The sequence below is a fragment of the Clostridium kluyveri DSM 555 genome, assembly GCF_000016505.1.
Lineage (GTDB): Bacteria > Bacillota > Clostridia > Clostridiales > Clostridiaceae > Clostridium_B > Clostridium_B kluyveri.
Window position 1 is genome coordinate 3,582,400 of record NC_009706.1, and the last position, 23,491, is coordinate 3,605,890.

Sequence of the window (23,491 nt, forward strand, 5' to 3'; positions counted from 1 at the left end):
TTAAAGTTATAGCTAATACGTAGTTGTAATTTTTAGCGAATTAAAAAGGAGAAATAATTTATATGGTAAAAGTAAATTTTTATAAATTGAATACAATACTATGAAATAAATGAAATTAAATTATTCGATAATATACCAAATGATTTAACTTATCCTTCCATCCAACCATTTTTACATTATAAAGTAATAGAATTTCTTAAAAAAGTATAGTTATAGGTTAATTCACAAGCTTGTTACAGTGTTCATCATCAAAAAAGCAGTACTGCCTTTTTATTTGCATTCTGGAAATTCCCACATATTTTTAAACTCACCATAACCACGACACGTGGTAAATATTTCATTACCGTGCTTTATAATTGCAGCTACTACTTCTACTGTTTTCATTTATATAATCACCTCATATCATATGATAATTATACTATAATTTGACATACAAATACAGTTTGTACCTTTGACGTTAAAAATACTTCTAAATTATTAATTACAGAACTATTATATTCTCTTTATTTTGCTTTCTTCAGTTGCATCTGTGAAATCATCCTTTAGTTTTTCAGAAATATCTGAGACTGCAACTGACTTTCATAGTATATTCAACATAACCATGTTCTCCTTTTTTATAAGTTTTTTATTGATTCAACTTATATTTTAGAACTTGGCTATGTTTTTTCTATACTCTTTTATCGGTAATTTAACCCTTGGTCAACATGCCCTTTTCACTGTCCAGAGGTCAGGCCCGCAAACATTAAGCTGCTTTCCGTTTGTATACGCGTATCGCAAATAGATATGCGACGATCAGTATCCCTAAGCACCATGCAAGCGCAACCCAAATATCATTTCCGACAGGTTGCCCCGCCAGGAGCGCGCGGATAGCTTCCACTATTGAAGTCACTGGCTGGTTTTCGGCAAAAGCACGGACGACTGACGGCATCGATTCGGTGGGTACAAACGCCGAACTGATAAATGGAAGGAAGATAAGCGGGTAGGAAAAAGCACCTGCACCGTCCACTGATTTTGCTGACAGTCCAGCAATCACCGCAATCCATGTCAAGGCCAGCGTAAACAGCATGAGTATACCGGCCACGGCAAGCCATGACAATACTCCTGCCGACGAGCGGAAACCCATAATGAGCGCTACGAGAATGATTACGACAACCGAAATCGCATTGGATACCAGTGAGGTCAGCACATGCCCCCACAGCGTGGCGGAACGCGCGATCGGCATAGAGTGGAACCGTTCGAAGATGCCTCTTTGCATATCCATAAACAAACGGTAAGCCGTATAGGCGATACCGCTTGCAATAGCAATCAACAGGACGCCGGGCAGCAGGTAATTCACATAGTTATCCGTGCCGGTTTGAATCGCACCGCCAAACACATAGACGAACAGCAGCATAAATGCAATCGGCATGATGGTGACTGTGATGATGGTGTCCATGCTTCGGGTAACATGGCGCATGGAACGTCCAAGCATGACGCCCATATCGCTGAAAAAGTGTTTCTTTACGGTTTCCATTTATTTTTCCTCCTTCTTGCCGATGATTGCGAGGAATATCTCCTCCAATGTCGGTTGCTTTTCTACATATTCCACTTTTGCGGGCGGGAACAGTCTTTTCAGTTCATCAAGGGTGCCATTCGCGATAATTTTCCCTTCATGCAGAATGGCGATTCGGTCCGCAAGCTGCTCGGCCTCCTCCAGATACTGCGTGGTCAGGAACACCGTGGTGCCGCCCTCGGCAAGCTCCTTGACCGTCTTCCAAACCTTGATACGTGCCTCGGGGTCAAGGCCGGTGGTCGGCTCGTCGAGGAAAATGAGCTGCGGATTTCCGATCAGGCTCATGGCGATGTCAAGCCTGCGGTGCATACCGCCCGAATAGGTGGAAACCCTGCGGTCGCCGGCGTCGATCAGGCCGAAGCGTTTGAGCAAATCGTCCGCAATCTGACGTGGATTTGCAAGGTGCCGCAGCTTGGCGATCATGATGAGATTTTCCCGCCCGGTCAATATCTCGTCCACGGCGGCAAATTGCCCTGTCAGACTGATGGACTGGCGCACATAGTCGGGCCTCGCCGCAACGTCGAATCCATTGACGGTAGCAGCTCCACTATCCTGTTTAAGCAGCGTGGTGAGAATTTTGACAATCGTAGTCTTGCCCGCACCATTGGAGCCCAGCAGGGCGAAAATACTGCCTTTTTCCACCTCAAAATCCACGCCCTTTAGAACATGAAATTTCTTGTAGGACTTTTGCAGCCCTTTCACTTGGATTGCTTTTTCCATCCCGATATCCCCCTTTTACTTTGTTTTATCCGTAACCTTTTTCACGGCCTTATTAACTTCTTGGTCAACAGATTCTTGATAGATGTCAGCGTAAGTTTTTGAACCTTTGATTAGATCGTCGCAGAAAGCCGCTACGTCACTGCCCGTCACTTCGAGCACACTTTTCCCCAAGGCCGCGCCCTCTTCAAAAAGATCGATAATCCCCGAGAGCAAACCCGTCCCGTCGGTTAGTTCAACAGGACCGACCTTAAAGATATATTTTTGAATCTCTTTATAAACAATCTGATAATCTTGCGGGAGTGCTTTGACACGCACCATGTGCGCTCGCCACTCTTTTTTGCCTTCGATGATATCTTGTATGCTCATTTTATCCTCCTATTTACCTAATTTTTTAGCGACATTATTGTTGAGTTGTTCGCGCCACTTGTCGCGAAAAGACTTTGCCCCTTCTTCACCGGCCAGCGCTGAACAGAAGCCTTTGATATCGTCACCCAAAGCCTCTTGGACACTCTGACCATCCGCCGCTGCTTCTTCGAGTAGGCCAAGCACACCGTCAAGAATTGGCATAAGGTTGCGACCGGTGAAATCTGAGTGCGGTAAAAGATTGGCAAAAATTTTTCCCCATGCCACTTGATAATCAGCAGGCAGCTTTTTGGCTCGCGATTCAAAAATTTTTAATTCTTTAGTCATGTCGCTGCCTGTGATCTTTTCCCAAAGATTCATTATTTTCTCTCCTTTAACTCGTTAATTTTTGACGCGATAAACTCCCATTTTCCCCAGAACCTCCGCAATTCCTCGCGCCCCGTATCGTTGAGCGCGAAAAACTTTCGCGGCGATCCCACGTCGGAGGGCTTCTTGGTAATTTATACCAGATTGCTTTTTTCAAGCCGTATCAGGATAGTGTATACCGTTCCATCCACAACGTCTGTGAAGCCGAGGGCATTCAGCCGCCGCATGATTTCGTAACCGTAGGTTTCTTTGCGACTTATAATTTCAAGGACGCAGCCCCCCAGCACGCCTTTGAGCATTTCCGTTAGGTCTTTTCAACACAATTACCCCTTGCTATTCTGTATGACTTATATTAAGTATCACTTACTACTGCTATATAGTATCACATAATAGTTGGTCTGTCAATAGCGGCTATTATGATAATGAATTTCAACTAAAACGCAAGATGCTATCCGGCAAGCAGGTCAACTGTGACCACAATTGCATATTTTTTTGTAGCCCCTATAATTTTGCTTTTCTTATTTTTAGAACAATCCGCTCCTGATATTATCATCCATGTATATGCTATACTTAAGCATGAATATATGATCAAATATTATAATTACTTTATTGCTATTGCCATTTTAAGATTTTCACGACCGGTCAGAACTTTGTCCACTACGGTAAACTGCCTGGTAAGACTAATGCTCTCGCGGACTTTTTCCGGTTGCCGAAAGACATCAAAGCCGCATACGCTTGCACTACCGCTATTTGCTCTGAGGATTGTAGAAGTATTTTGACAATCGTCGTTTTCCCCGCGCCATTCGAGCCAAGCAATGCGAAAACCTCACCACGTTGCACATCGAAAGTCGACGCCTTTCAGGACTTCTGTTTTTTTATAGGATTTTTTCAATCCCTTTATGGTTATGGCAAAATCAGTCATTTGGAATCATTCCCTTTTCCGAATTTTTTTATTATGTCGTGGTTAAGCTTCTCGCGCCAGTTTTCCGTATACGTTTTGGCATTGAGCAGAAGTTCGTCGCAGAATGCCGCCACGTCCTCGCCCGTGATTTCCAAAACTTGTCTGCCTTCCACCACGCCAGCTTCGAACAAATCTATCAATTCATATTGAATCTTCAACATATCATAGCCGTCTCCTGCAGCAAAATTCCACATGTATCTTTGAATTTTTTCAAATACGAACTGATAGTCTTCAGGTAGTGCTTTTACCCTTGCCATCTGTTGCTTATACTCTTTTTTATCCCCGACCACTTTTTTGAAAAACTCCAGCATAGTTACTGTCCCTCCTTTAATTGGTTGATTTTCGACGCAACAAATTCCCATTTTTCCCAGAACCTCCGCAGTTCCTCACGCCCCGCGTCGTTGAGCGTGAAAAACTTTCGCGGCGGTCCCATGTCAGAGGGCTTCTTGGTGATCTCCACCAACTTGTTTTTTTCAAGCCGTATCAGGATGGTGTACACCGTTCCCACCACAACATCTGTGAAACCGAGAGCGTTCAGCCGCCGCGTGATTTCGTAGCCGTAGGTTTCTTTGCGGCTTATAATTTCAAGGACGCAGCCTTCAAGCACGCCTTTGAGCATTTCCGTTAGGTTTTCCAGCATAATCACCCCTTGCTATTATGTATGACTCATATTAAGTATTGCTTACTACCGCTATATAGTACCACGTAATAGTTGGCTTGTCAATAGCGGTTGCTCTGATAATGAATTTCAACTTAAATGCAAGATGCTAACCGGCAAGCAGGTCAACTGTGACCACAGTTGACCTGCTTATAGATTTTACCATTCTTATAAATATATGTTTTAACCATTCTTCTTGTGCCGCTTCAAAATTGTTGAGATTTTTATAAGAAAATACTTTATTATAAAGAGAAATTTCTTATCAAACTTCAACACCTCTAAAAAATCCTTTTCTAAGGGTCAGGTAAAGAAGCACATCCAAAATCGCCACTACCCCTATTATTATCAATATGAAACTCATCATATAATCCACATAAGGGCTAAACACAAGTTCCGCATGCATGTATACCGTTCCTAGAATGGCACCTATGATAAGAGGGGTAAAAAAAAGGATTGCTAAATGCGTTGTCAGGTATCTCCTGCACTCTTTGCTGTTTAGCCCTATTCTTTTTAGCATTACAATCTGTTCTTTTTCTTCATCAATATCGGTGACAATTTTGTAATACAATACAATGCCTGATGACAGTAAGAATAAAAATCCTATGAAGCTAAACGCAAAGAACGTAAACCCACCAATACCAAACGCCATATCAAAGCGTTCTTGCTTGTAAATTGGCCGCAAATTGGTTATGTCGTCCTTTGCACCGAATACTAAGCTGGAGCTTTTCCATAAGTTTTCATCGGCACCATTTATCTTGCGCAGCCCGTCAAGTATGGCATTAAAAACCTTTTTGCCATCGCCTGATTTTAAATTAAACAAATAGGCGGTTTCTGTCTTGGCTTTAAGCTCTGAATACACCTTGTCGTCAACTACATCTGCCAAAACACCTGCATACTCGATATTTCCATAGGAATCAATGAAAGGAGCATACATACTTTTTGTTTTTTCTCCGCTATATACTAAATGCTTTGTATTTCCCAATTTGCGGACAAAAGTATCCATATCCGTAGAATTTCCACCAAATGCTTCTGCATGGGTTACACCTTCCCGCCAGGGCTCAATTGTGATAACCGTATCAAAGTCAATGGGTTCTTGTGCTTTTGCACTGGAATTATAGACAAGCAGTAATTCGTCAGGCTTAACATCAATATGTAGCCCCATATGCCTGTTAAACTCGCTTTCGCTGATGAACATACTATCCTTATAGTTTTCTAAATAATAATTGACAAACCCTTCCTTGGTATTCCTGTAGTTTTGGCAGCTTGCAAATTTCAAAGTGGAGAAAGTATCTAAAACACCGTCTGCACCCCCCACAAGCTCCTTAATCTCATCTGGGCTTATATTATTTATATTGCCGCTTGTTTCTATCATAAAATCGTAGGGAACAAATTCCTCAATGGTTTTATTATTATAGGTATAGATTGATATGCCCATACCCATAAAATAGATGGCCACAAAAATTAATAGCGAAACGATATACAATGTTACTTTATAGGAAAAAAATCGGTGACTGAGGCTTCCAAAAGTCAAAATGTTTCTGTTATAAAATGCAGGAAATTGCTTACTAAAATATCTCACGATATCAATACCAAAAGCTATGACAAAATACAGTGATACTATGACAACTGCGAATGTTAAGAGTGGGATCAGTACAGGACAATTGGTTGTAATGCCCCTTGCCCACTCACTTCTAGCTAAAAACTCATGTAGAAAAAAGGTGGAAAAAACACATGCAGCGGTGGCAACTGCACCAACAACCGGACGTGACTTGGAAACACCTTTAGTGCTGGAGGACTTCATCATCTGTACTATAGAGAGTCTGCGAATAAAGATGTTGGTAAAAAGCATGTTAAGAAAGAAGACAAGGATAAAGACACCAAAGCTCAGCAAAAAGGTTCTGTAGTCGATATAGTAAATATCGTTATAGCTAAACCCGGTGAAGCCTAATATTCTGCCAAGTATCATATAAAACAATTTTGACAGCAAAAGCCCGGAAAGCATGCCAAAAACCATAGACCCGGCAACAATGGCAAGGCTCTCTATGTGAATCATTCTAATTAAATCTCTGTCAGTCATGCCTAAAGTGAGATACAGTGCAAATTCCCGACTTCTTGATTTCACAAAATATATACCTGTGTACGCTACAAAAACGATGGAAAACAAAAGGATGGCATACGCCGCCGCTTGAATATACGCAGACGCTGCCCGAAAAGAGCCATTCCGGGCTAAAATTTCATTAAACAACAGACTGCCGTACAAAAATAAAACCGCAACAACAAAGCTGTTTACGAAAAGATAGGAGAGAAAATGTCCAAAATTATATTTTAGGTTTTTGCCCACAATATGCCAAAATGTCATTCCTTATCGCCTCCCACTATGCTCAAGGTCTCCAGTATTTTATCAAAGAAAGCCTTTCTATCACCCGAGCTTTGTATTTGCACGTTGATTTTACCGTCTTTGATAAAGATAATCTTTTGGCAGTAGGATGCGGCAAAGGCATCGTGGGTAACCATCAATATGGTACAGTGTTTTTGGGTATTCATACGTGTCATCATTTCCATGATATTGGCCGACGATTTCGAGTCAAGATTACCGGTTGGTTCGTCAGCAAAGCACACCGCCGGATCGGTGGAAAGTGCCCTTGCAGCCGCAGCGCGCTGTTTTTCACCGCCGGAGGCATGGTATTGATATTTTTCGGCAAGGTCGCTTATGCCGAAGAAGCTCATCAGTTCATTCACGCGGTCTTCAATTTTTTGCGGCGGTACTTTATCCAAAATAAGCGGCAAAGCAATATTTTCTTTCAGGGTCAGGCTTTCAAGAAGATTGAAGTCCTGAAAGACATATCCGATTCTTTGCCGGCGAAGCAGCGCCAACTCATCTTTTTTAAGCCTGTCAATGGGCTTGCCGTCTATAATTACTTTGCCTGATGTTGCAGTATCAATGCCGGACAATATATTGAGAAGCGTTGTTTTTCCGCTGCCGCTTGGTCCCATAATCCCGATAAACTCGCCCTTAGAAACGGTGAGATTCACATCTTGTAAAGCCTGAACCTCCTTGGCTCCCTTAAATGAGCGATATACTTTTGTTAGATTTTCTACCTTGATGATGTCATCCATAAATTCATCTCCTTGCATTAATGTAATTATAGTATAGTGAAAAAGGCCCATGGTTAAAATCGACTTAGCTTACAATAACCTTGCAATTTTGAAAGAAAAGATAGTCTAACACTTGTTCCTTCACCTACGGCGGATGTCAGAGTTACCTGAATATCAAGTTGCTTTGCAATATGTTTAACCATAAAAAGACCTATTCCTGTGGCAGCTTTATGGTTTCGCCCGTTTTTGCCCGTAAAGAACAAATCGAAAACTCTTGGAACATCTTCAGCTTCGATACCTATGCCCTCATCACGTATTGTAAGTACAGTGTGTTTTTCACCTGGATTTATTTCCATATAAATATTTTTACCTGAAGTACTGTATTTAATTGCATTTGAAATGATTTGTTCTAATATATAAGCACACCACTTTTTATCAGTATAGACATAGGTAGCTTCACCATAAAGTTTAGGAAACACGCCTGCATATATAAAGTCACGCTTCTTTTCATTGATAACCATATTAACCAATCCGTGAAGATCAACACGCTCCGGCACATAATCATTTGAAAACTCATCAAGCCGCAGAATGTTCAGAGCTTGCTCCAAATTTCTTTTCAGCTTTTCATTTTCCAGTGAAATATCGCCAAGTGCGTCTGAAGATGGATTGGCACAAGCAAGTTCAATAACGGCCAAAGAGGATTTCATATTATGGATAAAACTAGAAAACATGGAATTGCGCCCTGCCAACTTATCATTCATGGTGGTGATTTTTCCATTGTAATTCTTATGTATTTCCTCTATAATCTCAAAAACGTAGGTCTCTTTACAAGTTTCGGGATTGGATTTGTAGCCTTTGCTGTGCTTTGCACTGTCCAAGCTGGTTAAAAAGCCGTGCATACTCACAGCTTTAACAATCAGATAAACAATTAAAATCGTCAGGCTAATCAAAGTGGGATAGGCTATAACAGTTTGAGTGAAAGTTAGATTAAAAATCAAAAGCATTATAGCAGTGTTGGCCAGATAGAAAACAATAGCTTTCCTTTCACTATCAATTGTTTTGCACAGAAGTCGGATCAAATACATAGCCAACACCTCTTTTCGTGCTGATACAATTTTGAAGGCCAAGCTCCATGAGCTTCTTTTTCACGCGGGTAATATTTACAGTTAAGGTATTATCATCAACAAAGCTCACATCATCCCAAAGCTCTTCCAAAAGCTGTTCACGGCTCACGATTTGCCCTGCATTTTTCATCAAAAGTCGAAGAACACGATATTCATTTTTTGAAAGCTCCGTCCCTACCTCCTTATACGATATACGCATAGTATCTTCGTTCAAGCAGAGCGTGCCGATAGAAACACCGCCTTTTTGGTACTCTGCCTTCCTGCGCAACATAGCGTTTATTTTGGCAAGCAATACACCAATGGAAAAAGGTTTTGTAATATAGTCGTCTGCTCCGTTTTCAATGCCTCGTATTTGGTCGCTGTCCTCACTTCGAGCAGAAATAATTATGACAGGGATTGAATATTGTTTCCTAATCAGTTTTAGGTAGTAGAATCCATCAAACTTAGGTAATGTAACATCTAAGAGAATGAGCTTGGGTGATACTGCGCTAATTGTTTTATAAAGCGTATCGTAGTCATTTAGTACATGTACTTCAAAACCATAAGCGTTCAGGTATTCCCGAATATATTTTTGTAAACTTTCGTTATCCTCAATCAGTAGGATAGTACTCATATGCCGTCGCCGTCCTTTGTCTTATTCTTTTTGTAACGTCCATCAACAGGCTTTTCCGCATCAACCGGAACAATCGGTTGCCTTTTTTAATGGTGCCCTTTATTCGTCTGGCCGCACAACAATATGTTACTATCCCACCAGTAATGGTCCACTTTTCTCTCGCTTCTTTTACAGTCAAATATTCCATAAATATTATCACCTCGCTAAAATTCTATGTGTATTATATTTGAAAAACTTGAGATATGCAAATAAATCAGAATATTAAGGTGCATAGTAATCTTTTATCTGAATTAGTGCTTCTATTTTGATAACAACATTTGGTGTCTGACCTCTCATAAGAGTGTTTCTAACTTTTTTAAGGGAAAACAAAATGACAGGACCCTCTAAGAAATCATCTCTCCTGGCTTATAACCGTCAGGCAATTCTTCTTCACTTAAAAATTTGAAATTATCATCACGTAGTATTGGTAAAAACACTTCGTATGGAATCCGTGAAAACTCGCAGGCGTAATTACTGGCTCCGAACCACTTACCCTCCTTGCTGCTCAAATTTAAATCTCTGGCAAATTTTGTATGGTTTGAGCAATCATGAACTACTAAATCCCACTTTTCTTCATCGGCTATTTTAATGAATTTCAGAGTTAATTCCCTACTCCAAATTGGAGATATGTAGCCATGTCTGGAAATATACATGTTTTCTCCATAATAATTGTCTATGTTATTCTCATTTAAATGTAATTCTGCACAATTGATAAAATCAACCTTTGTCTCTATGATATGGGTTTTTAGTCATATATTATTGTTAAAGTAATCTATTTTTTAAAGGCACTTTGTAACCTTGCAAAAACACCTAAAATTATTACAGCTATGATATCTACGATAGCAATTATAGGCATTGTTATCGCCATAATTAATGAATCTAATTTTAAATAAGCAGCCAAAAATAAATAATATTTAAACCAATAACTATGTTATTGGATATAGTTTGCCTTTTTCTGGATAAACTATCATTACGAATAGTAAATTTATTAATTTTATACTTACTATATTTATTTACTATTAGCTTTATTAGAATAAATATAATTATAAAATTAATTATAAATAATAAAACTGTAAGCATATTATCACACACTTATTCCAAGTTACACGTATTTAATGACTCTAATAAATTCTTCAATAGAGTTTGCCATATAATTAAACTAATATTTCTTACTCTTAACTAATACACCATCTGCTGTAATTTTCATTTCATTAAATGTAGAAGAATCCTCTGCATCAGATAGATGTATCTCACTATAAATCCACCAACTACCTATAAAATCATCAGACATCTCTATTAACTTTACACCATTAAATATCAATGTATATAATCCTTCGTCCATAAAGCCTTCACTACACTGGAGGTCAATTTCTAATATATTAACCACAAAATTTTTAGCCGCTAATAACTTTGTATCATGAAAATTGTATTGCTTATTTAATTCAATAACATTTTTAAGTAAAAATTTTTCTATAAATTTATAATGTTCTTCATATTGACGGAATGTTTCTTCCTAGGTATTTTTTACACTTAATTTCCACTTATCTATTTCACTTAAAAGATTACGAGAAGATATTTTGGATGGTATTATACTTTCATCATTGGCAGCACTTTTTAGTGAATCTGGTAAATATTCTAGCATTAGTGGTTTATAGTGTATAAAATTTAATTTTTCTACTGCATCATAATCCTTACCTATAGATTTAAAATTTTCTTTAGCTCTATTTAAACTTTGTTCATCTTCATGATAAGAAAGGTATCCACTAATTCCTAACATTCTAATTTTATCAACCGTAAAAAACTTCATCTGCTTATCCCCTCTCATATATCTAACTTTATGAAGCCGTTAAAAATAATTATACTGACACCTTTTTATACAATATTATAAGATATAAATAAACATTTCCCTGTATATAATCGCCATCTGTGTATTTATAATATCTCCATATTCTACAACTAACCCCTGTAATTCTTCATCAGCCTTATTTATAAATTTATCCTGTCTCTCCAGCAATGCCATTTCTAATTTCTGATAGTTATCATCTTTCTTATCCAAACCAAGTGAAATATTACTAAGCCTTTTATCAATAAAAAATCAGTAAACTCTTGAAATTCTTCCAGCATATCCATACCTCCAATTCTTATGTTTGTGGTATGTTAACTCTTAATTGATATGCTTTCAAGTTATATTTCTAAATGTAAATATGATAAACGACACATATGGTATCAATATTTAAAGTTTACGAATTGTCTATAATAAAAACACTTACATACTCAAATTATTAGCATCAATTATCTTCTTTATTTTCTAACTTGTCTAAAATAACATCTATCTTTTCATTCATTTCTTTATTTTTATTAATAAAATTTTTAAATCCTCGCATTGATTTATATACGACTATTATAATTGAAAATAATACAATAAAATTAATAATTGTAACAACAATAGTTACATAGTCAATCTCCATATAACTCCCTCTTTTCTGATATTAAATATTGTTATAATAATCCTACTTTTCGCTTCCAGCTCACAGACCCACATAAAGTCTATACTGGCAAGATGAAAGTTAAACGGACAAGCTGTAAAGCCTTTAGATAAGCTAATTTCCATTTTGGGAAGCGAAAAATAGGAATACTATTTCTACAATTCACTCATAGCTAATTCTAGTATATCATGAAATTTGAGGGAATTTAAATCACTCGAAAAATTTTTAAACTAATTCCTCTTCTACACAGTATTATAATTGACCCTTATCTCCTTTAATCTTAAAACATCTGTACTTACTATGAAAACTACAATTCCACTACCTGCATTATCTAAGCTTATTACTGCATTAACTATATCTATATATTTCGGTAAATAAAATATCTTCTTTCATTTTCACAATTACAGGCATTGTCTTAATTGTTTGAGTCACTACAGATGCTGGTATTTCAGCTAGTAGTGACCATATTTTTAACACTGGTGAGGAGGCTATAAGTCCTGTCCTTTCTTTATGGTAATTGTCATCACCATAGCTTTGAAATCTATCTGCGGTCAGTGGAAGTTATGAAACTTTAACATAACTTAAAGACACTGTGTCCCAATGTCTAATATCATTTCCATCTGCCATGAGGTATTTAATATTTGGCTATATAGAAGCCTTCCTGAACAATATATGCCTTTCCTTACTCCTGAGTTTGTTCCCGTATTAAGTATCAGCTCAATATATAGGTACTGATGAAGGATGGCTTTATATAGCCACTGTCGTGGATTTGTTTAATAAGGAAGTGGATGATGGATTCCACTATGACTAGAAAACTCGTTATAGATGCATTTAATGCTGCTGTAGATAAAGAAAATCCGGAGGATGGGCTAATCTTTCATTCAGATAGAGGTGTACAGTATACTTCTCGTATGACTATCAGAATTTATTAAGAGAAAAAGGCTTTCTCCAAAGTATGAGTGCCAAAGGCTGTTGTTATGACAATGTTTGTGCTGAGACGTTTTTTGCATCGTTAAAAAAGATAAGCTATATGGACGAAGATTTAAAACCAGAGATTAAGCTAGAATGGTTATTGTTAAATATATAGAGCTATTCTATAATGTAAAGAGGTTACATTCAACCTTGGGATATAATTCACCAAAAGAATATAAAAAGGATTATTACCTTAAATTAAAATTAGCCGCTTAATCAGTCGTATATTGGGTAGGGCGACTATCTGCTATAACTTACTAATATCTGAATCAATTACAATATAAGACATAGAAATATTTAATCTTAAAATATTAAGAAAGCGAAAGAAAGTCGTACATTTCATGTGTCTATTTTATTCAGAACACTCCAGGAGCACAGCTTGCTTAACTCAAACCTTGAATGAAAGGACAGCCCGCATGAGCTTTGACCGTAAGCAGTCGCGTGCGTCGTTTTGGGTGTTACCAATCGTTTCAATCATAGGCGCGTTCCTCCAAATAGCGTTTTAATAGCTCAAAAGAGCTTGTCCGTCTGTACTGTACGGTGCTGCGCGGAATTGCCACTGGGTACGAACAGGTTCATTCATGGTATTCACCTCCTTGATACCGCTGTGTCCGTGTAAGTTGTCATAGATTTTTGTAAACGTAAAGAAACGTCGGCTCTGAAAATCAAAGCCACCGTTTCTTTGGCTCATGAAGATATGTCTGCTGTACGACGGCTTTTTTTCTTTTGCCGTCGTCCGGCAGATAGTAGAGTATTCAGTCTGGTTTAATCTTTTTTTCTGTTCTCATAAATAGCACCCTTACAGTTCATTGATTACATCAGTTACTGCCATATTCCTAATCCGTTTTGACGGAGCATAAACCGCAGCGCTGGCCGTAATCGCAACAACCAAAAGCACAATAATTATAGGCATAATAGGAATACTCCAAGTAGCGTAGCTAAAATGAGCAGTAATAAGATTGTCGTATAGGAACTTGCTAATAAACAGACCAACTACAACTCCGACAATACAACCGGATATAGAATAGGTAAACGCTTCGGCGGCTATCATTTTGGTAATCTGATGTTCGTCCATACCGACCGCACGCATGGCTCCATATTGCTTTATTCTTGCGGATACACTCATGGAAATACTGTTCATAATATTTAATACAGTAACCAAGGTGATAATTGCTAAAAATCCATATACAAACAACATAAAAGCCATATATGTGCTTGTAGTCCGTTGGTCGCGTCGGTCGCTAAACTTGTACTTTTCGCCTACTACATTACGGATGGCTTCAACATTTCCGTCCGTCGCGTCTTTTGTTGTCTGTATTAGAATAAGTGAATAGTCAGTTACTCCGGTAAGGCGAGTAAAAGTTTCCCCAGAAGTAATGAGTATTATTTTCCCACTTGGAGTGCCATCATCGCTAAAAGGGTCACATTTTAACAGCCCTGCTATTTCCAGTTCCTTATTGTCTACTTGTATTTTATCGCCCATCTCTAAAGGACTGTCCTTATCCCAGATTGTAAGTACGTAATTACTGTCCCCATACACTTTTGAAATATCGCTGCCTTTTCTAAGTTGCTTATCTTTTGTAAGACAGTCCAAATCATAATCACCATAGGAAATTATATCAATCGTGTTTGTTTGAGAATTTACTTCTGCCGGAACATCAAAACGGCTTCTTCGGCCAAAAACATGTTTTACGCCTGACATACCACTTATTTTATCAAGCAGTACACTGTCTATCGAATTTGAACTGTCATTACTCGAAATATTGATGTCAGAAGTATTCGACGATTGGGGTATAAGGTAGCCGATAAACTCTATTAAGACTGAAAAGCTCAAAAACAGGATAATGCTAAGAGCAAATGAGCTTGTCATAAGTATTAAGTTTTTCTTTCCCGATACTGCATGATGAATACCGAGGGCAGTTTCAATTTTTAAAAAACGTGTATTTAACGCATGGGTTGTATTTTTTGTGTTTTCCGAATTGCCCGATACTGCTGTTATAGGCGATACCTTTGCAGCTCGTTTTGCCGGAGACCTAGCGGCAATGAGTACTGTAACAACTCCCACAATTATTCCGCTGATAATGCCGGTTGGACTGACTCCCCAAAGGGTTATATCGGAGAACTCTCCACCGACAAGAAACCGTAACGCAGCACATAATCCCCATGTGACTACAATCCCAAGTATCACACCTATTGGAACCGCAGTTTTGCACCAATTGAGGGCTTCCAGTTTGACAAAACGGATAATCTGTTGTCTGCTCATTCCAATGCAACGCATCATTCCGAAAAACTTTGTCCTTTGGGCAACATTACTATTTATACTGCTTGAAATCATCAGTACCCCTGCAATCAGTATAAGCACAAACAGTACAGCCGCTGTAGAGTATAGAGTTTGCGCCGCTACACTTCTACCAAGTTCTTGTAGTGCCTGACTGCCATGCTTATTCAGTAATCTTGTTGCCTCCATTCTAACACCCATATCTGCCATACTAAAAACAGCAGTTACCAAAAATACGGCAAATATAATACACAGAAGCGTCATGTAGTTCTGCCGTCTGTGTACTTTTGCAGAAATCGGAATTAGGCTAAGATAGCTTTTCATTCGCGGCACCTCCCTAAATCGGTCAGTATGCCATCGGACACTTGCAGTATCCGGTCTGCGGTCTGTGCGATACTTCGGCTATGGGTAATCATAACAATGGTCTGCTGATACTTTCTTGCAGCTTCTTTTAGCAAAGTAATCACTTCACTGCTGTTTTGCGTGTCCAGATTACCCGTCGGCTCGTCGGCAAGGATAAGCGACGGTTGCGTAATTAGTGCACGTCCTATTGCTACACGCTGTTGCTGTCCACCTGATAATTGACTGGGTAAATGATGGCGGCGTTCTTTCAAATTAAGCACCGTAAGTAGTTCCTCAAGATACTTTTTATCGGGCTTTTGATAATCAAGCAGTACGGGAAATATGATGTTTTGCTCAACATTCAATTCTGGAATCAGATTAAAACTCTGAAAAATAAATCCAATATTTCTGCGCCGAAAAATTGTCAAGCTGCTATCCTTCATGGAAAAAATATCTTTACCATCGATAAATACCTTGCCGGAAGTAGGCGTATCAAGCGCACCTACCATATTCAGAAGTGTACTCTTGCCGGAGCCGGATTCTCCAACTATTGTGACAAATTCACCTTTCGGAACGGAAAAGCTGATATCTTTTAATGCATGTACGGCAGCTTCACCGCTGCCATAGGTTTTAGAAATTGATTTAACTTCCAATAAATTCATAGGTTATCCACCTCTTTCTGCCTTGATATTGAAAGATTATCATGTCAATCTTACTGTTATATGACACTTGCCCTACAATTTTGTAGGAATTAAAAAATTGATTGTAAAAATAGTGCCAATTCCCAATTCGCTATCAACCTCGATTGTTCCACTGTGTGCTTCAACAATAGCTTTCGCAAGCGGTAACCCAAGTCCGATACCTTGCGTGTCTTTAGAAAAACGACTGCGATAAAATCTTTTGAAAATATGGTGTAAATCCTCTGGGTGAATACCGCCTCCGTTGTCTTTTATTATGACTTGAATAACAGACGCAAATTGTTTCCATTCAATATGAATAGTATTTCCTTTTTGCGTATGGTCAAAAGCGTTTTTAACAATATTACTGATTGCTTCAATCAGCCAATTACGGTCACATAATAAAGTAACGTCATCATCGCCAGACAGATATATTTCCTTTTCCTCCTGCTTGGCACGAAATAGAAAGTGCCTTTCTATACTACTCATCATTTCAGATACATTTTCTACAGCTTTCTCAATCATGACTGTTCCGGCATCAAGTTTTGTAATTTTCAAGAGGTTTTGCACCAGTGTTTCTATTCTGTCAAGCTCCTGCTCTGAAAGAACAGTAAACTCCTTGATTGTAGGTAAACTCTTTGCTTCTTCTTGCATAATGCCATTATAGATATTAAGGGCAGCAAGCGGAGTTTTTAACTGGTGGGAAATATCGGAAATGGTATCTTTTAAAAATTTTTTTGCTTTCCCTTCATTTTCAGCGTGGGCATTCAAAATAGAAACTAAGGAATTTACTTCATGAAATAGTCTGTATAGCTCGCCTTCATCATCACATTCAATACGTGCATTTTGATTTCCAGAAATATATTCTTTGATTTGCGTTACCGCATTTTCCATGATTATATTTTGTTCCTTGAAATACCTATAACCTATTGCCAATATAGAAATACTCATGCACAAGGAACATACCAATATACACAATGCTACATTTTCAAATTTCAAACCTATGAAAGCAGCAGAAATCAAGGTAAATGCTACTATAAGCAGCAATACCAAACGAAAAAATTCTTTGATTTTCCTGTTTACCAGTATTTTCATCGTACACCCCAATTATCAGTATTCCATTTATACCCCATACGCCGAACCGTCACTATTTTTTGAGGTTTGCCCGGATCGTCCTCGATTTTTGTACGCAATCTGCGTATATATACGGTAAGAGTATTGTTATCTATATAGTTTTCGTTACAATCCCATAGTTTGCTTAAAATCTGTTCTGACGAAAGAACAATATCAGGATTTTCCATAAACAGGCATAACAATTTATACTCACTTGCTGTTAAGTCAAGTTGTTCTCCATTTTTATAAACTTCTCCTTTTAACAATTGTACTTTTATGTCATTAGAATTTAATTCGGTATCTGCTTGATTAAAATTGTCACTTCTACGAAGCAAAGCATTTATTCTCGACATAAACACTGCCAGTTTGAACGGCTTTGTTATGTAATCGTCGCCGCCAATATCAAGCCCCATTATGATATTCGTTTCTTCATCAGCAGCAGTAAGAAACATAATTGGTACCTTTGATGTTTTACGAATTTTTTTGCATAAATCATAGCCGGAACCATCGGGAAGCGACACGTCCAGAATCACCAAATCATATTTCCCATTTGTCCATAGTGATTCTGCTTCAAGACTTGTACGGGCAACGTCTATTTCATATCCTTGCTTTTTCATAGCAAAAGATAAACCACTAATTAAACTGAAATCATCTTCAACAAAGAAAATACGTTTCATTTATTTTCACCGTCCTTTATTTTTCTGCGGGTATGTCGTCCATCAACGGGCTTTTCCGCGTCCTTTGGTATCAGCCACATACGGCTGAAATGGGTAACGCCTGGTATTCTATTTTCCTCACAGAGTTTTTGTACTCGTCGTTCTGAAATACCCCACATTTTAGCTACTTCCGGGGCAGATATATAATCCATACGCTGCCGTCCTTTCGCCATTTTTATCTATTAATTATATACGGCCTGCCGAATAATATCAATAAGCAAACATAGGAAGCGGGTACTCACTTCCGTATTTTGCCCTGCAAAATGCTTGTTGGGAAGTGTCCCAACCCCTCTAACGGAAAGGAGCGCAAAGCATGAACGGGCGAAAAAGAACTAGTCTGTCTCATGGAAGGTATTCTGAAGATATACTGGATGAGTACTATCTTTATCAGAACCACAGGATCAATACTGGGTCTTCCAAAATTAGAATATAGTTCTGCTACTTCATCATATATATAATCAAAATTTATGGCTTTATCTATTTTCCTCAGCAAATGATCTTTAGGTACTAGATCTTCAAGGCTGTTTAATTCAACTTGTGTCCTTATCTCTTTTCCTCGTTTTGCTAACATTTTTTCATCACCATTTATTATTTTACAATAAAAATAAATGAGTGTTGACACTTTGAATCTTTCACTCTTTCGAGTGGAAGATTTATTTTTTACTAAAAAGCTGCCCCATTAAATTTTTTAGTGCGACAGCCCCTTTTCTCATACAAAAAATAGACGCTCATCTCTGAATGTCTAAATAGAAAAAAGGGTACTGCTTCCACAATACCCTTTAATCATACAATATTAATTTCTTGTGTTCCCACACCCTACATCTATTACTACTTTTACGGTAACATGGTCTTTGATGTATTTATTCCTGCACATTTCGCCCTCGCTAGTAAACACGATATGCTTCGCAAAGTGCCTAAATTCAAGGATTTCTACAAGTTCTCTCTTTGTAGCGAAACTATTGTCTCCACATGACTCGTTTGCGGAAACATATCCACAGGCTGTACCTTTTCAACCCTATACCCAAAATCTCTTAAAATAGCTAAATCTCTTGCAAGAGTTGCAGGATCACAGGATACATACACTATTGTCCTTGGCCTCATATCCGCAATTGAGTGAAGAAGTGCTTCCTCACATCCTTTCCTAGGAGGATCTACCACTACCACATCTGCTCTTACTCCCTTTTTTATAAGTTCTGGTATTACCTTTTCTGATTTTCCGGTTATAAATTCCACATTATCTATACCATTCTCCGCGGCATTCATATTGGCATTTTCTATGGCCTGGGGAATTATTTCTACTCCATAAACTTTTTTAGCTTTCTGTGACAAAAATAGAGATATAGTTCCAGTTCCACAATATGCGTCAAATATAACTTCATTTCCGGTTAAACCAGCATACTCCAATACCTTGTTGTAAAGTACCTCTGTCTGCACAGGATTTACTTGAAAAAATGACAATGGGGATATGCTAAATTTAAATTTTCCAATATAATCATTTATGGTGTCTCGTCCCCAAAGAATTATACACTCTTTTCCCATTATTACATTAGTTCTATCCCTGTTTATATTTTGTACTATGCTTTTTATGACAGGTACATTTCTAGTTATTATTTCTATAAATTCTTTCTTATAAGGTAAATGAGACACAGCTGTTACTATTACCACCATAATTTCAGCTGTAGTAAAAGCTTCTCTTATCATTATATGTCTTATAATTCCCTTACCATTTTTTTCATTATAGGGCTCAATATTATATTTTTCAATCCACTGTCTAATTAGTTTAACTATTTTGTCGGAAGTTTCGCTTTGGATAAAACAACTGGTCATATTGATTATCTCATGACTTTTCTTTGCATAAAATCCTATATTTATGCCATTCTTTGAGCTGCCTACCGGCAATTGTACCTTATTTCTGTACCTATAAGGATTTTCCATACCTATGGTATGATATAACTTTGTCACAGAACCATGTTGATGAATACTTTGTTCTCCTGAAATCACTTGAAGCTTACCTATTCTCTCCAAACAATCCTTAACTCTGTTTTCTTTAAAGGATAGTTGTCCATCATAGGACAAGTGCTGAAGCTGACACCCGCCGCATCTTTTATATATGCTGCAGGTAGGAGTTATCCTGTACTTAGAAGCTTCAATTACTTCCATTAATTTGGCAAAAGCAAAATTTTTATTTACTTTTACAGCTTTTACTCTGACTTTTTCCCCTTGGATGGCTCCCGGTACAAAAATTGTAAAGCCCTCTATTTTTCCTACTCCCTCTCCTTGATACCCCATTCCATCTATATTTAAAACATATTCTTTATTCTTATCTATTTTATTTGCCATAAATTCACCTACTAAAAAAAATTGCACCTGTAAAGGTGCTTAAATATGGAATCAGTTGTCTCTTAATTTCCCATCATATAATTTTAACCATATATTTCTGTAATATACAATAAATTTATGTAAATTTTTAATGAACATTCTTTTACATTATATTGGCTCTGCCATTATACACTATTCCTCTTATAATATCCATAGTTATAAATGTACCTGTTTTCAATATTTCAGTGGCTCCTCCAGCTCCACAGATAATAGGTATTTCCCTTGTAAGGCATTCAATAGCAAGATGGGATGTTAATCCTCCATTTTCCGCTACAATTCCTGAAACTCTATCCAATACATCCATATATTCTATATCTAGATCTTTAACTACTAAAATATCCCCATCTTCTATTATCTCCCGGGCATCCTTAGGATTATAAACTATTTTTGCATTTCCATAACCGGGTCTAACTCCTGCCCCTCTCCCCTGAACTAATATATCTCCAACTATATGAACCTTTAACATATTAGTAGTGCCAGAATAACTAACCGGTATGCCTGCTGCTATAATTACCAGATCTCCTTTTTTAACATAGCCACTTTTTAATGCTATCTTAACTGAATCTTCTATTAATTCATCCGTAGAATCCACCCTTTTAGTAAGTATGGGAAATACCCCCCAATTTAATGCAAGCCTTCTTGCCACTTTACCACTTGGAGTTACAGCTATAATATGACATTGTGGTCTATACTTTGAAACCATTCTAGCTGTGTGTCCACTCTGTGTAGCAGTTATTATAGCAGAAGCTTTTAATTCTGAAGCAGTGCTGCAGGTAGCAAGACTTATGGCATTTGGTACATTTTGTATATGAACTTCCCTTCTTTTTTTTAATAAGGAATCGTAGTCGATTTTTTCTTCTGCTGCCTGGGCTATTCTTGACATAGTCCGTGCTGCTTCTACAGGATATTTTCCATTGGCAGTTTCACCACTTAACATTATGGCATCTGTTCCATCAAATATGGCATTGGCTATATCTGATGCTTCAGCCCTGGTAGGTCTTGGATTCCTTATCATAGAATCAAGCATCTGAGTTGCAGTTATAACAGGTTTACCTGCTTTATTACACTTTTGTATTATAGTTTTTTGTATTAAAGGTACTTGTTCTATGAGAATTTCCACTCCCATATCTCCTCTTGCCACCATTATTCCATCAGAAAACTTTATTATTTCATCTATATTGTCAACCCCTTCTTGATTTTCAATCTTAGAGAATATCTGTATATCTTGTCCTCCATTTGCCTCCAGTACCTTTCTTATGGTAAGTATATCAGCAGCTTTTCTTATAAAAGAAGCAGCTACCATATCTACGCCAATCTTGCATCCAAATATCAAATCCCCTTTATCCTTTTCTGTTAATGCTGGCAGCGAAGTAGAAACTCCTGGTACATTTACCCCTTTATGATTACTGATTGTTCCATTATTTTTAACTATGCAGTATATTTTATTATTTTCAATATCATCCACTTCCAAAGCAACTAATCCATCATCAATTAATATACTGTCTCCTTTTTTCAAGTCACTGCTTAACCCGTCATAGGTTATGGAGCATCTAGTATTATCCCCTATGATATTATCTCTACAGTAGATAGTAAATTTATCTCCCTCTTTTAACTGAGCTTTATCATTTTCAAAATTTCCCGTTCTTATTTCAGGCCCTTTAGTATCCAGCATAATTGCTATAGGTTTACTGTACTTTTCTCTGAGTTTCTTCACTGTATTTATTCTCTTTTCATGACTTGGATAGTCTCCATGAGAAAAATTATGTCTAGTTACATTCATGCCAGCTTCAATAAGTTTTGACAAAACTTCTTCTGAATCACTTGTGGGTCCAATTGTAAAAATCATTTTAGTTTTTTGCATAATTCCCATACTCTCCTTATACAAAATTTATTTTTTGTCACTATCATGATGCCATCATGCTAATGCTTCTGCTATTTCATATAGTTTCTCATCAAATTTTCTTGGCGTATTTAAGGCCTCATCTATGTTTAAATCAATAATCTTTTCCTCTTTAATACCAATAACTCGTGAAGTTTTTCCCTCTTCCAATAGCTCAACTGCTCTATATCCAAACCTTGAAGCCAATATTCTATCCCTGCAAGTAGGACTGCCTCCTCGCTGAATATGTCCTAATTTTGTAGCTCTAGCTTCTATTCCAGTAACATACTGTATCTTTTTCGCTAAAGCCTCACCCCCTCCTATACCTTCTGCTAACACTATCAAATTATGCACTTTGCCATTTAGCTTTGCCTCCAATACATTTTTACACAATTCTTCTTCTTCATATCCTTTTTCCGGTATAATTATATTTTCAGCCCCACCGGCAAGTCCTGCATAAAGAGCTATATCTCCACAGTTTCTTCCCATAACTTCTACAATACTTACCCTTTGATGGGCTGTAGAAGTATCTCTTAACTTATTAATTGCATCTAAAACTGTATTTGTTGCCGTATCAAATCCTATGGTAAAGTCCGTATACGCTAGGTCATTATCTATAGTTCCAGGTATGCCAATGGTAGCTATGCCTAATTTGGATAATTCCTGAGCTCCCTTGAAGGAGCCATCTCCACCTATTACTATCAATCCGTCTACTTGAAACTTTTCCAGTATACCTACAGCTATTTTTTTACCTTTATCTGTTTTAAACTCTTCCGATCTGGCAGTCTTTAATATAGTACCTCCCCGCTGTATAATATCTGCCACACTTTCTCTTTCCATAGGTACTACTTCTCCATTCATGAGTCCCCTATATCCTCTTTCTATCCCCAGTATATTGAAATTCTTATCCAAGGCAGTCCTTACCACTGCTCTTATGGCAGCATTCATACCTGGTGCATCTCCCCCACTAGTTAACACAGCTATTTTTTTCATACACAAACCTCCCATAATTACAGGGAACCAAATATCCCCGCCAACTTAAAGCAAATTTCTATCTAACCTGTTAATTTTATTTATACCACACTTATGTATTTTTTACCATAAAATAATCAGCTCTATTCAATTTACACTTATACAGTAAAAAAGTTTTCTTTAAT

Annotated in this window: 22 protein-coding genes and 8 pseudogenes; 1 reads left to right on the forward strand and 29 read right to left on the reverse strand. The window is 37.6% G+C overall.

What is annotated here, in order from left to right:
• Positions 1 to 282: 282 nt before the first annotated feature.
• The 20 genes and pseudogenes from CKL_RS20085 to CKL_RS21655 all read right to left on the reverse strand — a co-directional run.
• Positions 283 to 384 (reverse strand): annotated as a pseudogene (locus CKL_RS20085) (8-oxo-dGTP diphosphatase MutT); the annotation flags it as partial.
• A gap of 358 nt (positions 385 to 742) precedes the next feature.
• Positions 743 to 1,513: an ABC transporter permease gene (locus tag CKL_RS17200; protein ID WP_012103855.1), complete on the reverse strand. Its 771-nt coding sequence runs from the start codon at positions 1,511 to 1,513 to the stop codon at positions 743 to 745.
• Entirely contained in the window at positions 1,514 to 2,272 is a 759-nt protein-coding gene (locus CKL_RS17205) for an ABC transporter ATP-binding protein (protein WP_012103856.1), read from the reverse strand.
• 18 nt (positions 2,273 to 2,290) lie between these two features.
• Positions 2,291 to 2,638 (reverse strand): annotated as a pseudogene (locus tag CKL_RS17210) (DUF1048 domain-containing protein); the annotation flags it as partial.
• Positions 2,639 to 2,647: 9 nt separating this feature from the next.
• Positions 2,648 to 2,995, reverse strand: coding sequence for a DUF1048 domain-containing protein (locus CKL_RS17215; protein WP_012103858.1), 348 nt, complete (start codon positions 2,993 to 2,995; stop codon positions 2,648 to 2,650).
• Positions 2,995 to 3,300, reverse strand: a pseudogene (locus CKL_RS20090) (PadR family transcriptional regulator). Before CKL_RS20090 ends, CKL_RS17215 begins: the two are co-directional and overlap by 1 nt.
• Before the next feature lie 149 nt (positions 3,301 to 3,449).
• On the reverse strand, positions 3,450 to 3,593 hold the full coding sequence (locus tag CKL_RS21030) for a hypothetical protein (RefSeq protein WP_155814044.1): 144 nt from the start codon (positions 3,591 to 3,593) through the stop codon (positions 3,450 to 3,452).
• 12 nt (positions 3,594 to 3,605) lie between these two features.
• Positions 3,606 to 3,923: pseudogene (locus CKL_RS20095) on the reverse strand (ATP-binding cassette domain-containing protein); the annotation flags it as partial.
• Entirely contained in the window at positions 3,920 to 4,273 is a 354-nt protein-coding gene (locus tag CKL_RS17225) for a DUF1048 domain-containing protein (protein ID WP_012103861.1), read from the reverse strand. The gene CKL_RS17225 and the pseudogene CKL_RS20095, both read right to left, overlap by 4 nt.
• A 2-nt stretch (positions 4,274 to 4,275) precedes the next feature.
• Positions 4,276 to 4,602, reverse strand: a complete 327-nt coding sequence (locus CKL_RS17230; RefSeq protein WP_012103862.1) for a PadR family transcriptional regulator — start codon at positions 4,600 to 4,602, stop codon at positions 4,276 to 4,278.
• A 280-nt stretch (positions 4,603 to 4,882) separates the two neighbouring features.
• The gene (locus tag CKL_RS17235; protein WP_012103863.1) at positions 4,883 to 6,979 is read right to left on the reverse strand and encodes an ABC transporter permease; all 2,097 of its coding nucleotides are present in this window, start codon (positions 6,977 to 6,979) and stop codon (positions 4,883 to 4,885) included.
• Positions 6,976 to 7,737 (reverse strand): ABC transporter ATP-binding protein, encoded by a 762-nt coding sequence (locus CKL_RS17240; RefSeq protein WP_012620961.1) that lies wholly within the window; start codon positions 7,735 to 7,737, stop codon positions 6,976 to 6,978. The genes CKL_RS17235 and CKL_RS17240 overlap by 4 nt, the downstream gene beginning before the upstream one ends.
• 53 nt (positions 7,738 to 7,790) lie before the next feature.
• On the reverse strand, positions 7,791 to 8,801 hold the full coding sequence (locus CKL_RS17245) for a sensor histidine kinase (protein ID WP_012103865.1): 1,011 nt from the start codon (positions 8,799 to 8,801) through the stop codon (positions 7,791 to 7,793).
• Positions 8,767 to 9,453, reverse strand: coding sequence for a response regulator transcription factor (locus CKL_RS17250; RefSeq protein ID WP_012103866.1), 687 nt, complete (start codon positions 9,451 to 9,453; stop codon positions 8,767 to 8,769). Before CKL_RS17250 ends, CKL_RS17245 begins: the two co-directional genes overlap by 35 nt.
• A gap of 383 nt (positions 9,454 to 9,836) precedes the next feature.
• Positions 9,837 to 10,238 (reverse strand): annotated as a pseudogene (locus CKL_RS17260) (radical SAM protein); the annotation flags it as partial.
• Between the two features lie 413 nt (positions 10,239 to 10,651).
• Positions 10,652 to 10,978: pseudogene (locus CKL_RS20100) on the reverse strand (DUF4085 family protein); the annotation flags it as partial.
• 27 nt (positions 10,979 to 11,005) lie between these two features.
• Positions 11,006 to 11,299, reverse strand: a complete 294-nt coding sequence (locus tag CKL_RS17270) for a hypothetical protein (protein WP_012103870.1) — start codon at positions 11,297 to 11,299, stop codon at positions 11,006 to 11,008.
• Positions 11,300 to 11,374: 75 nt separating this feature from the next.
• Positions 11,375 to 11,548, reverse strand: coding sequence for a hypothetical protein (locus CKL_RS21035; protein ID WP_155814045.1), 174 nt, complete (start codon positions 11,546 to 11,548; stop codon positions 11,375 to 11,377).
• Positions 11,549 to 11,780: 232 nt separating this feature from the next.
• Complete coding sequence (locus CKL_RS17275; protein WP_012103871.1) at positions 11,781 to 11,960, reverse strand: hypothetical protein; 180 nt, start codon at positions 11,958 to 11,960, stop codon at positions 11,781 to 11,783.
• Between the two features lie 366 nt (positions 11,961 to 12,326).
• Positions 12,327 to 12,455: a hypothetical protein gene (locus CKL_RS21655; protein WP_278184430.1), complete on the reverse strand. Its 129-nt coding sequence runs from the start codon at positions 12,453 to 12,455 to the stop codon at positions 12,327 to 12,329.
• A gap of 244 nt (positions 12,456 to 12,699) precedes the next feature.
• Here CKL_RS21655 and CKL_RS21865 point away from each other — a divergent pair.
• Positions 12,700 to 13,166: pseudogene (locus CKL_RS21865) on the forward strand (IS3 family transposase); the annotation flags it as partial.
• Positions 13,167 to 13,749: 583 nt separating this feature from the next.
• Here the strand turns inward: CKL_RS21865 and CKL_RS17285 are convergent.
• From CKL_RS17285 to pfkA, 9 genes and pseudogenes are all read right to left on the reverse strand, one after another.
• On the reverse strand, positions 13,750 to 15,552 hold the full coding sequence (locus tag CKL_RS17285) for an ABC transporter permease (protein WP_012103873.1): 1,803 nt from the start codon (positions 15,550 to 15,552) through the stop codon (positions 13,750 to 13,752).
• Positions 15,549 to 16,232: an ABC transporter ATP-binding protein gene (locus CKL_RS17290; RefSeq protein ID WP_012103874.1), complete on the reverse strand. Its 684-nt coding sequence runs from the start codon at positions 16,230 to 16,232 to the stop codon at positions 15,549 to 15,551. The genes CKL_RS17285 and CKL_RS17290 overlap by 4 nt, the downstream gene beginning before the upstream one ends.
• 72 nt (positions 16,233 to 16,304) lie before the next feature.
• Positions 16,305 to 17,342: a sensor histidine kinase gene (locus CKL_RS17295; RefSeq protein WP_012103875.1), complete on the reverse strand. Its 1,038-nt coding sequence runs from the start codon at positions 17,340 to 17,342 to the stop codon at positions 16,305 to 16,307.
• The gene (locus tag CKL_RS17300) at positions 17,339 to 18,037 is read right to left on the reverse strand and encodes a response regulator transcription factor (RefSeq protein WP_012103876.1); all 699 of its coding nucleotides are present in this window, start codon (positions 18,035 to 18,037) and stop codon (positions 17,339 to 17,341) included. Before CKL_RS17300 ends, CKL_RS17295 begins: the two co-directional genes overlap by 4 nt.
• Positions 18,034 to 18,228 (reverse strand): helix-turn-helix domain-containing protein, encoded by a 195-nt coding sequence (locus CKL_RS17305; RefSeq protein WP_012103877.1) that lies wholly within the window; start codon positions 18,226 to 18,228, stop codon positions 18,034 to 18,036. Before CKL_RS17305 ends, CKL_RS17300 begins: the two co-directional genes overlap by 4 nt.
• Positions 18,229 to 18,410: 182 nt before the next feature.
• Positions 18,411 to 18,647: pseudogene (locus CKL_RS17310) on the reverse strand (transposase); the annotation flags it as partial.
• A 359-nt stretch (positions 18,648 to 19,006) separates the two neighbouring features.
• Positions 19,007 to 20,416 carry a 23S rRNA (uracil(1939)-C(5))-methyltransferase RlmD gene (rlmD, locus tag CKL_RS17315; protein ID WP_012103879.1) on the reverse strand — a complete coding sequence of 470 codons (1,410 nt, stop codon included), beginning with the start codon at positions 20,414 to 20,416 and terminating at the stop codon, positions 19,007 to 19,009.
• Positions 20,417 to 20,558: 142 nt separating this feature from the next.
• Positions 20,559 to 22,316, reverse strand: coding sequence for a pyruvate kinase (pyk, locus tag CKL_RS17320; RefSeq protein ID WP_012103880.1), 1,758 nt, complete (start codon positions 22,314 to 22,316; stop codon positions 20,559 to 20,561).
• A gap of 54 nt (positions 22,317 to 22,370) precedes the next feature.
• Entirely contained in the window at positions 22,371 to 23,327 is a 957-nt protein-coding gene (gene pfkA, locus CKL_RS17325; RefSeq protein ID WP_012103881.1) for a 6-phosphofructokinase, read from the reverse strand.
• Between the last annotated feature and the right edge of the window lie 164 nt (positions 23,328 to 23,491).